This window comes from Ruegeria sp. HKCCSP351 (genome assembly GCF_017872535.1).
Classification (GTDB): domain Bacteria; phylum Pseudomonadota; class Alphaproteobacteria; order Rhodobacterales; family Rhodobacteraceae; genus Ruegeria.
Window position 1 is genome coordinate 133327 of record NZ_JAEDOV010000008.1, and the last position, 12062, is coordinate 145388.

General features: G+C 55.5%; 13 protein-coding genes. 4 read left to right on the plus strand and 9 right to left on the minus strand.

Annotated elements, in window-relative coordinates:
- Nucleotides 1–31: 31 nt before the first annotated feature.
- Together I9182_RS16390 and hrcA are read right to left on the minus strand one after the other, a co-directional pair.
- Nucleotides 32–595, minus strand: a complete 564-nt coding sequence (locus I9182_RS16390; protein WP_209506889.1) for a nucleotide exchange factor GrpE — start codon at nucleotides 593–595, stop codon at nucleotides 32–34.
- Nucleotides 596–605: 10 nt separating this feature from the next.
- A complete protein-coding gene (gene hrcA, locus I9182_RS16395) occupies nucleotides 606–1670 on the minus strand; it encodes a heat-inducible transcriptional repressor HrcA (RefSeq protein ID WP_209506888.1) in 1065 nt (354 codons plus the stop codon).
- A 112-nt stretch (nucleotides 1671–1782) separates the two neighbouring features.
- Between hrcA and rph the strand changes: the two genes are divergently transcribed.
- From rph to I9182_RS16415, 4 genes are read left to right on the plus strand one after another with little or no spacing between them, the layout of a single operon-like run.
- Nucleotides 1783–2496 (plus strand): ribonuclease PH, encoded by a 714-nt coding sequence (rph, locus tag I9182_RS16400; RefSeq protein WP_170326129.1) that lies wholly within the window; start codon nucleotides 1783–1785, stop codon nucleotides 2494–2496.
- Entirely contained in the window at nucleotides 2493–3107 is a 615-nt protein-coding gene (gene rdgB / locus I9182_RS16405; protein WP_209598990.1) for an RdgB/HAM1 family non-canonical purine NTP pyrophosphatase, read from the plus strand. The genes rph and rdgB overlap by 4 nt, the downstream gene beginning before the upstream one ends.
- Entirely contained in the window at nucleotides 3097–4251 is a 1155-nt protein-coding gene (gene hemW, locus I9182_RS16410) for a radical SAM family heme chaperone HemW (RefSeq protein ID WP_209598991.1), read from the plus strand. The genes rdgB and hemW overlap by 11 nt, the downstream gene beginning before the upstream one ends.
- A 2-nt stretch (nucleotides 4252–4253) precedes the next feature.
- Entirely contained in the window at nucleotides 4254–4607 is a 354-nt protein-coding gene (locus tag I9182_RS16415) for a YbaN family protein (protein WP_209506884.1), read from the plus strand.
- Here the strand turns inward: I9182_RS16415 and I9182_RS16420 are convergent.
- The 7 genes from I9182_RS16420 to I9182_RS16450 all read right to left on the minus strand — a co-directional run bounded on the left by I9182_RS16420 (nucleotide 4597) and on the right by I9182_RS16450 (nucleotide 11969).
- Complete coding sequence (locus I9182_RS16420; RefSeq protein WP_209506883.1) at nucleotides 4597–5493, minus strand: ParB/RepB/Spo0J family partition protein; 897 nt, start codon at nucleotides 5491–5493, stop codon at nucleotides 4597–4599. The two genes, I9182_RS16415 and I9182_RS16420, sit on opposite strands and share 11 nt — an antisense overlap.
- A 20-nt stretch (nucleotides 5494–5513) precedes the next feature.
- A complete protein-coding gene (locus I9182_RS16425) occupies nucleotides 5514–6317 on the minus strand; it encodes an AAA family ATPase (RefSeq protein ID WP_209506882.1) in 804 nt (267 codons plus the stop codon).
- Nucleotides 6310–6930 carry a 16S rRNA (guanine(527)-N(7))-methyltransferase RsmG gene (gene rsmG / locus I9182_RS16430; protein WP_209598992.1) on the minus strand — a complete coding sequence of 207 codons (621 nt, stop codon included), beginning with the start codon at nucleotides 6928–6930 and terminating at the stop codon, nucleotides 6310–6312. Before rsmG ends, I9182_RS16425 begins: the two co-directional genes overlap by 8 nt.
- Nucleotides 6927–8795, minus strand: coding sequence for a tRNA uridine-5-carboxymethylaminomethyl(34) synthesis enzyme MnmG (mnmG, locus tag I9182_RS16435; RefSeq protein ID WP_209598993.1), 1869 nt, complete (start codon nucleotides 8793–8795; stop codon nucleotides 6927–6929). The genes rsmG and mnmG overlap by 4 nt, the downstream gene beginning before the upstream one ends.
- A gap of 12 nt (nucleotides 8796–8807) precedes the next feature.
- Nucleotides 8808–10094 (minus strand): tRNA uridine-5-carboxymethylaminomethyl(34) synthesis GTPase MnmE, encoded by a 1287-nt coding sequence (gene mnmE / locus I9182_RS16440; RefSeq protein ID WP_209598994.1) that lies wholly within the window; start codon nucleotides 10092–10094, stop codon nucleotides 8808–8810.
- A 31-nt stretch (nucleotides 10095–10125) separates the two neighbouring features.
- Complete coding sequence (rho, locus tag I9182_RS16445; RefSeq protein ID WP_209506878.1) at nucleotides 10126–11397, minus strand: transcription termination factor Rho; 1272 nt, start codon at nucleotides 11395–11397, stop codon at nucleotides 10126–10128.
- Between the two features lie 122 nt (nucleotides 11398–11519).
- Nucleotides 11520–11969: a CopD family protein gene (locus tag I9182_RS16450; RefSeq protein ID WP_209598995.1), complete on the minus strand. Its 450-nt coding sequence runs from the start codon at nucleotides 11967–11969 to the stop codon at nucleotides 11520–11522.
- Between the last annotated feature and the right edge of the window lie 93 nt (nucleotides 11970–12062).

A 12062-nucleotide genomic window follows, 5' to 3' on the forward strand; every position in this document is an offset into this window, starting at 1 on the left:
TCTCGCCGAAGGCTTGGCTTTGAAAAGCCAATCAGCTTGCTGGCGTTGAAGAGACCCCGACCTGAGCCGGACGCAACAGGCGGTCGTGCAGCATGAATCCTTCGGCGGATACCTGAATAATGTCCCCTGCCCGTGTGCCCGGCACCGGGGCCTCGAACATTGCCTCATGCACATTCGGATCAAACCGGTCGCCAACCTCGGGTGTAATCACTTCGATCCCGTGCTTCTGGAAGACGTCCTTGAGGGCACGCATGGTCAGTTCGACGCCTTCCAGCAGTCCGGCGGCAACTTCTTTCTGCTCGTCGGTCGCGGCCTCAAGCGCGCGCTTCATGTTGTCGTATACAGGCAGCATATCGCGGGCCAGCTTAGAGCCGCCATACTGTTCGGCATCGCGGCGCGCTTTGTCGCCGCGTTTGCGCGCGTTCTCGGCGTCGGCAAGCGCGCGCATGAATTTGTCTTTATACGCATCCCGCTCAGCGCGCAGCTCGTCCAGCTCCAACGCCTCGTCGCTGATCTCAGCAAACTCCTCGGCCAGCTCTTCCGCTTCTGCCGCCATGATATCGTCCAGAAAATCTTCGTTCTTGGGCTCTGCCATCTCTTACCCTCTAGCTCCGGTCGGATATCAGCTTGCCGACCAGTTGCGCCGTATAATCCACGATCGGCACGATCCGTCCATAATTCAGACGCGTGGGCCCGATGACCCCGACCGCACCGATTATCTTTCGATCAGCGTTCATATATGGAGACACCACCAAAGAGGAACCCGAAAGTGAGAAAAGTTTGTTCTCAGACCCAATAAAAATGCGCACACCCTCGCCACCTTCCGTCAATTCGAGGAAATCCGCGATGTCGCGCTTGCGCTCCAGATCATCAAACAGGCTGCGAATACGCTCCAACTCTCCGGCCTGACCGGGTTCGTTCAACAGATTCGCCCGCCCCCGCACGATCAAACGGGCCGAGTCGGCTCCGTCTCCGTCCCAGGCCGCCAGCCCGCTTTCGACCAGCTCGCGCGCCAGCGCATCTATTTCCTGCTTGCGTGCCTGAATCTGTTTCTGCATCTGACGGCGCACTTCACTGAGTGTGCGCCCCTCAATCAGCGCATTCAGAAAATTCGCAGCCTCGCGCATCGAACTGGGCGTCTGGCCGGGCGGTGGTGTGAACAGGCGGTTTTCGACATGGCCGTCAGAAAAAACCAGCACCACCAAAGCCTTGTCATGCCCCAAAGAGACAAATTCGATATGTTTTATTTCGGCTTCATGCTTAGGCGTAAGAACCAGCGACGCACCTTGTGTCACGTGTGACAGAGCTGACCCGACCCGATCCAACATTCCGCCAACATCACCCGTGTTAGAGCCTAAAGTCTCTTCCAGTTTTTGCTTGTCGTCGACGCCCAGATCGCCAACCTCAAGCAAACCGTCCACGAACATCCGCAAACCTTGCTGCGTCGGTACCCGGCCCGCGCTGATATGCGGGCTGTCCAGAAGGCCCAGAAACTCCAGGTCCTGCATCACGTTGCGCACGGTTGCGGCACTGACTTTTTCAGACAGGGTACGTGTCAGGGTGCGGCTTCCAACCGGCTCTCCGCTTTCCAGATAACTTTCGACGATCAACCGGAACACCTCGCGTGACCGGTCGTTCATCTCGTCCAGAATTTTGCTCGCTTCACTCATGCGTTTTCCCCTGCTGGTTCATCATTAAATAGCAGGCAAATGAAAGGTCAATCGGGGTTGCATCGTAACGCTGCGGGGCGGTATCCCCAACCCAGCAAACAAAGGATTTCCCATGCGACCCTCTGGAAGAGACTTAAGTGAAATGCGCGCCGTTTCAATTGAAACGGGGTTCACCAAACATGCCGAAGGTTCCTGCCTGATCAAGATGGGCGACACCCATGTGCTGTGCACCGCCACGATCGAAGATCGGGTACCCCCTTTCATCAAGGGTTCGGGGCTAGGCTGGGTCACCGCCGAATACGGTATGCTGCCCCGCGCCACCAACACCCGGATGCGGCGTGAAGCGGCCTCGGGCAAGCAAGGCGGGCGGACAGTGGAAATCCAACGCCTGATCGGTCGCGCCCTGCGGGCAGGCGTCGACCGGGTTGCACTTGGCGAACGGCAGATCACCGTTGATTGCGATGTGATCCAGGCTGATGGCGGCACCCGCTGTGCCTCGATCACCGGCGGCTGGGTTGCGCTGCGATTGGCCGTCAACAAGCTGATGAAGGCAGGTGACGTGATTTCAGATCCGCTGGTTGATCCGGTCGCCGCCGTGTCATGCGGTATTTATGCGGGCCAGCCTGTGCTGGACCTTGACTATCCGGAAGACAGCGAGGCCGGTGTCGACGGCAACTTTATCATGACCGGGTCAGGCAAACTGATCGAGGTTCAGATGAGTGCCGAAGGTTCTGTATTCAGCCGCGCCCAGATGGATCAGCTGATGGATCTGGCGGAAAAAGGCGTTGCCGAGCTGGCCGCAGCCCAGAAAGCTGCCACCGCATGACCCGTAAGTTTGACAGCGACAGGCTGTTGGTCGCGACCCACAACAAAGGCAAGCTTGAGGAGATGGCGCATCTCCTCGAGCCTTTTGGCGTGACGGTTGTGGGTGCGGCGGACATGGACCTGCCCGAACCGGAAGAGACCGAGGACACCTTTGTCGGCAACGCCCGGATCAAGGCCCACGCCGCCGCAAAAGCCACCGGGCTGCCTGCCCTGTCAGACGATTCTGGAATCACCATCGACGCCCTGAATGGCGCGCCGGGTGTTTATACCGCGGATTGGGCCGAAACCGGCATCGGTCGCGACTTCCTGATGGCGATGACCCGCGCCCATAATGAGCTTGAGGCAAAGAATGCCCCCCATCCCCGCACCGCGCAATTCCGCAGCACACTGGTGCTAGCCTGGCCTGATGGGCATGATGAGGTGTTTGAGGGTGTTGCCCCCGGTCATCTGATCTGGCCCATCCGCGGCGTAGGTGGATTCGGTTACGATCCGATGTTTGTTCCCGAAGGATACGACATTACTTTTGCCGAGATGGATCGCTGGGAAAAGAACAAGATCAGCCATCGCGGTCGCGCGGTTGAGAAGTTCGTGAAAGGCTGCTTTGGCGGATGATTGGCGCAGCGGGGGCTTTGGCCTGTACGTGCATTGGCCCTTTTGCGAGGCCAAATGCCCCTATTGCGACTTCAACAGCCACGTTTCCAATAATATTGATCAAAAACAATGGCTTGACGCCTATCTGAGCGAATTGCGGCGCTCGGCCGCCGAAACTCCGGATCGGGTGCTGAACACGATCTTTTTCGGTGGTGGAACCCCGTCGCTGATGGACCCGGAAACCGTTGCTGCCGTGATTGACACCACCCGCGCCCTGTGGCGGCCCGCCAATGACATGGAAATCACTCTTGAGGCCAATCCCGGTTCGGTCGAGGCCGGACGGTTCGCGGCCTATCGTGACGCAGGCGTCAACCGGATCTCGATGGGTGTGCAGGCGCTCAACGACGAAGACCTGCGCCGATTGGGGCGAATTCACACTGTGGCCGAGGCACGCGCCGCCTATGACATCGCCCGCGATTGTTTTGAACGGGTCAGCTTTGATCTCATCTATGCCAGACAGCACCAAACGTTGGATGCCTGGCGGACCGAATTGAACGAAGCGCTGTCCATGGCCGTGGATCACCTTTCGCTGTATCAACTGACAATCGAAGACGGGACGGCCTTTGGGGATCGATACGCCGTCGGTAAGTTACGCGGCCTGCCCGAAGATGACAGTGCGGCCGACATGTACCTTGCAACACAAGAGATTTGCGAGAAACACGGCCTGCCTGCCTATGAGGTGTCCAACCATGCCCGCCCCGGCGCAGAGTCGCAGCACAATCTGGTCTATTGGCGTTACGGTGATTACGTCGGCATTGGTCCCGGTGCCCATGGGCGAATTACTGTGGGTGGTCAAAAACACGCGACCGAGAGCCATCTGAACCCGCAGCGTTGGCTTGACGCCGCTGCGAAGGGAAACGGAGAAAAGAAGCGCTATGTCCTTTCGCCTGAAGAACAGGCGAACGAATACCTTATGATGGGTATGAGGATTTCAGAAGGACTAGATATAGGTAGGTGGGCAGCCTTGTCAGGCCGTCCACTTTCAGACGAATCTGTAGACCATCTGGTCGGCATTAACATGATTGAACGTGATAACAACAGACTCAGAGCAACACCAGCGGGGCGCGCCGTGCTGAATGCTGTAATCCGGGAATTGATGGGCTAGATATGCAGTATCTTTGGGCGGGGCTTGGATTGCTGTGCGTTGCGATGGCCGCAATTGGGGTTGTACTGCCTCTTCTTCCAACAGTTCCATTTTTGTTGCTGGCAGCGTTTTTCTTTGCGCGATCCTCCTCACGGTTGCACAACTGGCTTCTGTCGCACCGGATTTTCGGGCCAATGATACTGGATTGGCAGAGTTCGGGTGCAATACGTCCGGCCGCAAAAAAGGCAGCAACCTTATCGATCGCCGCCGTTTTCGGAGTGTCTTTGCTCTTATCCGTTCCGCCCTTCGTGCTGATCCTTCAGGTCATTGTTCTGGGCGGCGTCCTTATATTTATCTGGACACGCCCTAGCGGCTGAGCTTTGCACAAAGATCGTCAAGCTGATCCAGGTTTTCATATGTCAGAACAACCTGACCGGATTCCGTTCCCGCCTTGTGGTTGATTGAGACTTTCATGGCCAAAATAGCGGACAGGTCTTTTTCCAGCGCGCGCGTATCAGCATCTTTACCGGCATCCAGATTCCTGGATCTGGGAGCAGGTCGTGCAGTGTCGCCCTGCTGCTGTTTCTTGACCAACGCCTCGGTCGCGCGCACAGACAGGCCATCCTTGACGATCTGCTTTGCCAATTCCGAGGGATTTTCCGCCGTAATCAGTGCGCGCGCATGACCAGCCGACAATTTCCCTTCAATAACAAGAGTTTGCACGTCAATTGGCAGAGACAAAAGCCGCAACAGGTTCGCAATATGGCTGCGGCTTTTCCCCAATGCCTCGGCAAGCTTTTCCTGCGTGTGCCCAAAACGATCCATCAACTGCCTGTAGCCGGCGGCCTCTTCCACCGCGTTCAGATCAGCGCGCTGGATGTTTTCGATGATCGCAACTTCCAGTACCTCGGTATCATCGAATTCGCGCACAATCACCGGGATCTCGTGCAGCTGCGCCATCTGAGCCGCCCGCCACCGGCGTTCACCAGCGACAATCTCGTATTCTCCGGCCCCTGTTGGACGTACGATCAATGGTTGGATAATACCTTTTTCCCGGACCGACGCGGCAAGCTCATCCAGTTGTTCGGGCTGGAACGTACGTCGCGGCTGATTGGGGTTTGCCTTCAGCTTTTCAATCGGAACTTTAAGGTCAGGTCTGCGCGCGTCAGATGATACCCGGTTACCCGCCTCTGGATTAACGTCCGCCATGAGTGCGGATAATCCCCGGCCCAACCCTCTGGATTTCGCTTTCCTGGTGCTCATGTCGGCCTCCTCACCACCGCTCATGCTGCGGTCTTGTTGTTCTTATGCATAATCTCACGGGCCAGATGCCGATACGCCATCGCACCAAGTGATCCCGAGTCATACTGCAATACCGGCAGCGCATAGGATGGCGCCTCGCTGACCCGCACATTCCTGGGTATCTTCGTCTTAAAAACCATCTCGCCCAAATTGTCACGCGCATCCTTTTCGACCTGACGGGACAAGTTGTTGCGGTTGTCATACATGGTCAACACAACACCTTCGATTCTCAGGTCTGGATTCGCAGTTTGCCGGACCTCCCGGATCGTCAACATCAATTGCGAAAGACCCTCCAATGCAAAGAACTCACTTTGCAGCGGCACAAGGACAGAATGGGCGGCAACCATCGCATTTACCGTCAAGAGGTTCAGTGACGGCGGGCAATCAATCAGGATGAAATCCAGTTCAAACGCATCTACCGCCGTCTGACGCAGCGCGTCGTGCAGTAAATAGCTGCGTTTTTCGTTGGAAATCAGCTCGATATCCGCCGAACTCAGGTCAACCGTTGCAGGGACAACCAAAAGGTTTTCAATCTCCGTCTCCTGAACCACTGCCTCCAAAGGCGCGTCGTCCAGGATGAGGTCATAAGTGGTCCAATCCCGATCTTCGACCCCTAATCCGGTGGATGCATTCCCCTGTGGATCGAGGTCAACCACCAATACCCTGCAACCAGCTTCGGCTAACCCTGCCGCCAAGTTGATTGCTGTGGTTGTTTTCCCTACTCCGCCCTTCTGATTGGCAACCGCTATTATCCGGGGTCCGGACGGTCGAGACAGATCAACCACGTGATACTCCTTTGATCTTAAGGATAACGGCTTGAGGTTCAGTTAAACTTGTAATGGCCTCAGCATCGAAATTCCATTCCTCACGCGCCTCTTCCAGCTCTTTTTTCCAGCTTGCACCTTTGGGCAACAGCGCGGTCCCATTTTCACCTAAATGCCTGTCACAAAATGATAACAGTGTACGCAGATCCGCCAGCGCACGCGCCGAAACGATGTTTGCGCCCAGGGGGTCAACCTCCTCGATCCGCTTGGTAATCACTTTACACGACACGCCACATTCACGGGCGACGTTACGAAGAAAAGCCGATTTTCTCTGGTCGCTCTCCACAAGAGAGAAACTGGCGGCCGGAACCTCCTCGGCAGAAATGATGGCGCACACCATTCCGGGGAACCCGCCGCCACTGCCAAGGTCCACCCAGGTATCAAACGTTTCAGCGCATCGAAAAACCTGGACAGAATCCAGAATATGTCGGTCCCAGATGAATTCCAGACTATTGCGTGAAACAAGATTTATCCTGGGGTTCCAGCGGTTCACCAGATCAACATAGATTTTCAGACGCTCAAATGTTTCACGTGAAACATTCAAGCCATCAAACTTGGAATAATCGACCGTCATGCCTGGCGTGCTCGTTGATCCCGGCGCAATTTCGCCAGGACAAGGGTCAGCGCAGCAGGAGTAACGCCTTCGACACGGCTTGCTTGCGCTATGTTTGATGGCTTGGCCTGCGACAGTTTTTGCTTCACCTCAGAAGACAGCCCGTCCAAGCCAAAATAGTCAAACTCACGTGGGATAACATAGGATTCATCCCGCTTCATGGCCTCAACATCGCGCTTTTGCCGATCGATATAGTTTGCGTAAAGCGCGTCGCGTTCGATTTGAAGCCGGATCGCCAAGTCTACATCTTGTAGATCAGGTATCAGAGGGATCAAGTCCTCGAAGGATGTATCCGGAAATGCCAGAATCGCCATTCCATCTCGGCGGTTTCCATCCTGGTTGACGTTGATCCCGGCTGAAAGAACTTCCTTTGGTGTGTATGTGCGTGCGGTCAGCTTGGATTTCGCCGCATCAAGCTGGCTCATTTTCTTTTCAAAATGCGCCTGACGCTTCTCTCCGACGCAGCCAAGTTCCAACCCAATCGGCGTCAACCGTTGATCGGCATTGTCTGCGCGCAAAGACAGACGGAATTCAGCCCTAGAGGTAAACATTCGATAGGGCTCTGCCACACCACGAGTCGTCAGGTCGTCTATCATCACGCCAATATAGCTGTCTGATCTTGTGAAAAAGACCGGTTCGCGGCCCTGAACGTCCAGCGCCGCGTTGAGACCAGCAACCATCCCTTGTGCCGCTGCCTCCTCATATCCTGTGGTCCCGTTGATCTGCCCTGCCAGATATAGTCCCGGAACGTCGGGTAATGACAAGGACGCAGTTAAGACACGTGGGTCCACATAATCATATTCAATCGCATAGCCCGGTTGCAGAATATCCGCTTTTTCAAGCCCTTTGATCGACCGAACATATTCCAATTGCACGTCCTGAGGTAGTGACGTTGAAATACCGTTGGGATAAATCGTGTGGTCATTTACGCCTTCGGGCTCAAGGAAAACCTGATGCGAGTCCTTATCTGCAAAGCGCACAATCTTGTCTTCGATCGAAGGGCAGTATCTTGGACCTATGCCATCGATATGGCCGCCATACATCGCCGATTTTGAGAGGTTTGCTTCGATGATTTCATGCGTCTTTGCATTGGTATGTGTAATACCGCAGGAGATCTGAGGCGCGACAACCGATGTTGACAGGAAAGAAAACAAGGTCGGATCCTCATCCCCGTTCTGTTTTTCCAAACCCGACCAGTCGATCGTGCGCCCATCCAGACGCGGCGGTGTGCCGGTTTTCAAGCGTCCCAGCGGAAGGTTATAGCTATCCAACCTCTCGGCTAGTTTTATTGACGGGCGATCTCCCATTCGCCCACCAGCCCGTGACACGTCGCCGATATGGATGACGCCGCGCAGGAAGGTTCCGGAGGTCAGAACAACGGCTTTGGCGTGAATTCCCGACCCATCTCCGAGCACGACACCGGCGACACGGTGTCCGTCCATCAGAAAGTCTACAACCTCCCCAACGATAACGGACAGGTTTTCCTGATTGCTGATTTCGTTTTGCATCGCCGCCCGATACAAGGCGCGATCTGCCTGCGTTCTGGGACCCTGAACAGCCGGACCTTTTCGCCGGTTCAGCAGTCGGAACTGGATACCAGCCTGGTCAGCGACACGGCCCATTACACCATCTAGCGCGTCAATCTCTCGTACCAGATGTCCCTTCCCCAACCCGCCGATGGCCGGGTTGCAGGACATGACACCGATATCGGTCGCGGATAAAGTCACCAAAGCGGTTCTCGCACCCATCCTAGCAGCGGCGTGCGCAGCCTCCGTACCGGCATGACCGGCCCCAACCACAATGACATCAAAGTTTGAATGTTTCACGTGAAACAATCCTTATTTTCCCAAACAAAAGCTGGAGAAGATTTCATCCAACAGTGTTTCGACATCTATTCTGCCAACCAGAGATTCAAGTGCCCGTATGGCGGTTCTTAACTCTTCCGCAGCGATATCATACAAGTCCGGGCCTGATTCCAGAACCGTGATCGCAGCAGCAAGTGAATCCGATGCCTTGTTCATCGCAGCACGATGGCGCTCACGCGTGGCTATACCATGTGTAGTGGTTCTATCGCTTAATACCCACGAAATCTGGTCGACAAGCGCATCAATCCCCTGCCCTGTCTTTCCCGAAACACCCTCAGTCGTACCTTCCCTCAGGTCTGCTTTAGGCAGAACATGGATATCGCCATCCTGCATGGCCACACCCAGATCTTCGGGTGCTTCGGCCAGAAAAACACGCAGGTCCGCCGAATCTGCCCGTTTTCGAGCCAGCTCGATCCCAAGATTTTCGACGTGATCTTCAGTATCCCGCAACCCGGCCGTATCCAGTAATGTCACGGGCAAGCCCGCCAAATCCATTCGAACCTCGATCACGTCCCGGGTTGTGCCTGCGTATTCCGAGGTAATCGCAGCCTCGCGCCCCGCAAGCGCGTTCAGCAGTGTTGATTTTCCTGCATTGGGAAGACCGACAATAGCCACTTCAAATCCGGTACGAATACGCTCGGCGATCCTCACCCCATCAGCTTCTCGACGAAGATCTTCCAGAACTCCGCTTGTCAAACTGCGGACTTCCGGTGTGACGTCGGTGGGAACGTCTTCATCAGCGAAATCTATGACAGCTTCCAGCAACGATGCCGCGCGGATCAAATCGCGCCGCCACCGCTCGGCCAGCGTGCCAAGCTCACCAGCCAGAATGGTCTGGGCCTGCTTACGCTGCGCCTCGGTTTCCGCGTCAATTAGATCTGCCAGGCCTTCGACCTGTGTCAGATCCATCTTGCCATTTTCAAGGGCCCGGCGTGTGAACTCACCCGGGTCCGCCAGTCGCAGCCCATCGGTGTTCGACAAACAGCGCAGAACCGCATTGACCGAGGCCGTGCTGCCGTGGATCTGAAGTTCTGCCACGTCTTCACCGGTGAAACTTGCCGGTGCCTGAAAGGTCAGAACCAGACCATCATCCAGTCGTGATCCATCTTGGTCCCGCAGAGTGCGCAAGACCATTCCACGTTTGGGCAGTTCCGCGCCGCTCAGACATGCGGCTGCGGAATGCGCTTCGGGGCCAGAGAGGCGAATGACCGCCACCCCTGCTTTGCCTTGCGCGCTGGCCAAGGCGAATATCGTATCCATTCGAAGGCCTCGCTGGGGTCTAAGACCTGTGTCAGGCGTTCATCGAATCGAAGAACTCACCATTTGTCTTCGTCTGTTTCAACTTCGACAACAGGAACTCGATTGCGTCGGTGGTGCCCATCGGATTGAGGATACGGCGCAGAACAAAGGTCTTGGCCAGATCGCCCTTTTCGACCAGCAGGTCCTCTTTCCGAGTTCCCGATTTGAGGATGTCGATCGCCGGGAACACGCGTTTGTCTGCAATCTTACGGTCCAGAACGATTTCCGAGTTACCAGTACCTTTGAATTCTTCGAAGATTACCTCGTCCATCCGGCTGCCGGTATCGATCAGTGCGGTAGCGATGATGGTCAGCGAACCACCTTCTTCAATGTTCCGCGCCGCACCGAAGAATCGCTTGGGCCGTTGCAGAGCGTTTGCGTCCACACCACCGGTCAGAACTTTACCCGAGGACGGGACCACTGTGTTAAAGGCCCTACCAAGTCTTGTGATCGAGTCGAGAAGAATAACAACATCTCGTTTATGTTCGACCAAACGCTTGGCTTTTTCGATGACCATCTCCGACACGGCCACGTGACGCGTCGCGGGCTCATCGAAGGTAGACGACACAACTTCACCCTTAACCGAGCGCTGCATGTCGGTCACTTCTTCCGGGCGTTCGTCGATCAGCAGGACGATCAGGTAACACTCCGGATGGTTCTGTTCGATCGAATGCGCGATGTTCTGCAGGATCACGGTTTTACCGGTCCGCGGCGGTGCCACGATCAGTGAACGCTGACCTTTACCGATAGGCGCAACCAGATCGATCACACGCGCCGACTTGTCCTTGATGGTGGGGTCTTCGATTTCCATCTTCAGACGCTCATCCGGGTACAGAGGCGTCAGGTTGTCGAACAGAATCTTGTGCTTGGCCTTTTCGGGATCTTCAAAGTTGATCATGGTGACTTTGGTCAGTGCGAAATAACGCTCATTCTCGTCCGGCGCCTTGATCTCACCCTCAACCGTGTCCCCGGTCCGCAATGAGTGCAGACGGATCATATCGGGCGAGACATAAATATCATCGGGACCCGGCAGATAGTTCGCTTCGGGCGAGCGCAGAAAGCCGAACCCGTCTTGTAGTACTTCCAGTACGCCATCACCGCCGACGGTCCAGCCATCATCGGCACGTTCGCGCAGAATCTGGAACATCATCTCGCCCTTACGCATGGTCGAGGCGTTTTCGATCTCCAGCTCTTCGGCCATTGCCAGAAGGTCTTTGGGGCTTTTGGCTTTCAGGTCGGCCAGATTCAGGGATTCATTGGACATGATACATACCTTCACCGCTGAGAACGCGGCTTGAAGTGGAATTTCAGTACGGAAAATACGCCGCCCGGACGGGCGTGTTGTGATCTACATAAGCGCAGCGCCGTTCGGAGTCAAACAGGCGTTCAGAACTTCAGAATGACCGCCAGAACGATGGCTATCATCAGAATGGTCGGAACCTCGTTCATCATGCGATACTGCCGCCCAGTGAGCTTATTCTGGCCTGCCACGAAATCCTTCCTTCGGGCCATAAGCCAATGGTGGAACCAGGTCATCGCGATCACGCCCGCGCCTTTTACCCAGGGCCATGCAAAATCCCATCCGACGATCCCCGGTGTGAACACCATGATCAGCCCGCATACCCAGGTTACAACCATCGCGGGGCGCATGATCACCCGCAGCAACTTGTCTTCCATTTCAAAGAAGATGTCTTGCGCTCCCTCTACAGCCTGCGCTTTTTCGACGTGATAGACAAACAGTCTGGGCAAATAGAACAAGCCCGCCATCCATGAGATCACGGCCATGATATGTAATGACTTCACCCACGGGTAGATCGTGAAAAGAAGGTCTGTCATGCCGGCTCCGAACGTTGTTCGGAACCCTCCCTAATAAAAAAATAAGAAAAGAAAAAGGATGATGGTTTTGTAGGGTGCCAGAAATCCGTGGAT

Bases quoted from the DNA above. Each gene is read 5' to 3' on its own strand.
- rsmG (WP_209598992.1), bottom strand. From the start codon at position 6,930: ATGACGGTCGATTATTCCAAGTTTGATGGCTTGAATGTTTCACGTGAA.
- hrcA (WP_209506888.1), bottom strand. From the start codon at position 1,670: ATGAGTGAAGCGAGCAAAATTCTGGACGAGATGAACGACCGGTCACGC.
- I9182_RS16450 (WP_209598995.1), bottom strand. From the start codon at position 11,969: ATGACAGACCTTCTTTTCACGATCTACCCGTGGGTGAAGTCATTACAT.
- I9182_RS16390 (WP_209506889.1), bottom strand. From the start codon at position 595: ATGGCAGAGCCCAAGAACGAAGATTTTCTGGACGATATCATGGCGGCA.
- I9182_RS16415 (WP_209506884.1), top strand. From the start codon at position 4,254: ATGCAGTATCTTTGGGCGGGGCTTGGATTGCTGTGCGTTGCGATGGCC.
- mnmE (WP_209598994.1), bottom strand. From the start codon at position 10,094: ATGGATACGATATTCGCCTTGGCCAGCGCGCAAGGCAAAGCAGGGGTG.
- rho (WP_209506878.1), bottom strand. From the start codon at position 11,397: ATGTCCAATGAATCCCTGAATCTGGCCGACCTGAAAGCCAAAAGCCCC.
- rdgB (WP_209598990.1), top strand. From the start codon at position 2,493: ATGACCCGTAAGTTTGACAGCGACAGGCTGTTGGTCGCGACCCACAAC.
- rph (WP_170326129.1), top strand. From the start codon at position 1,783: ATGCGACCCTCTGGAAGAGACTTAAGTGAAATGCGCGCCGTTTCAATT.
- I9182_RS16420 (WP_209506883.1), bottom strand. From the start codon at position 5,493: ATGAGCACCAGGAAAGCGAAATCCAGAGGGTTGGGCCGGGGATTATCC.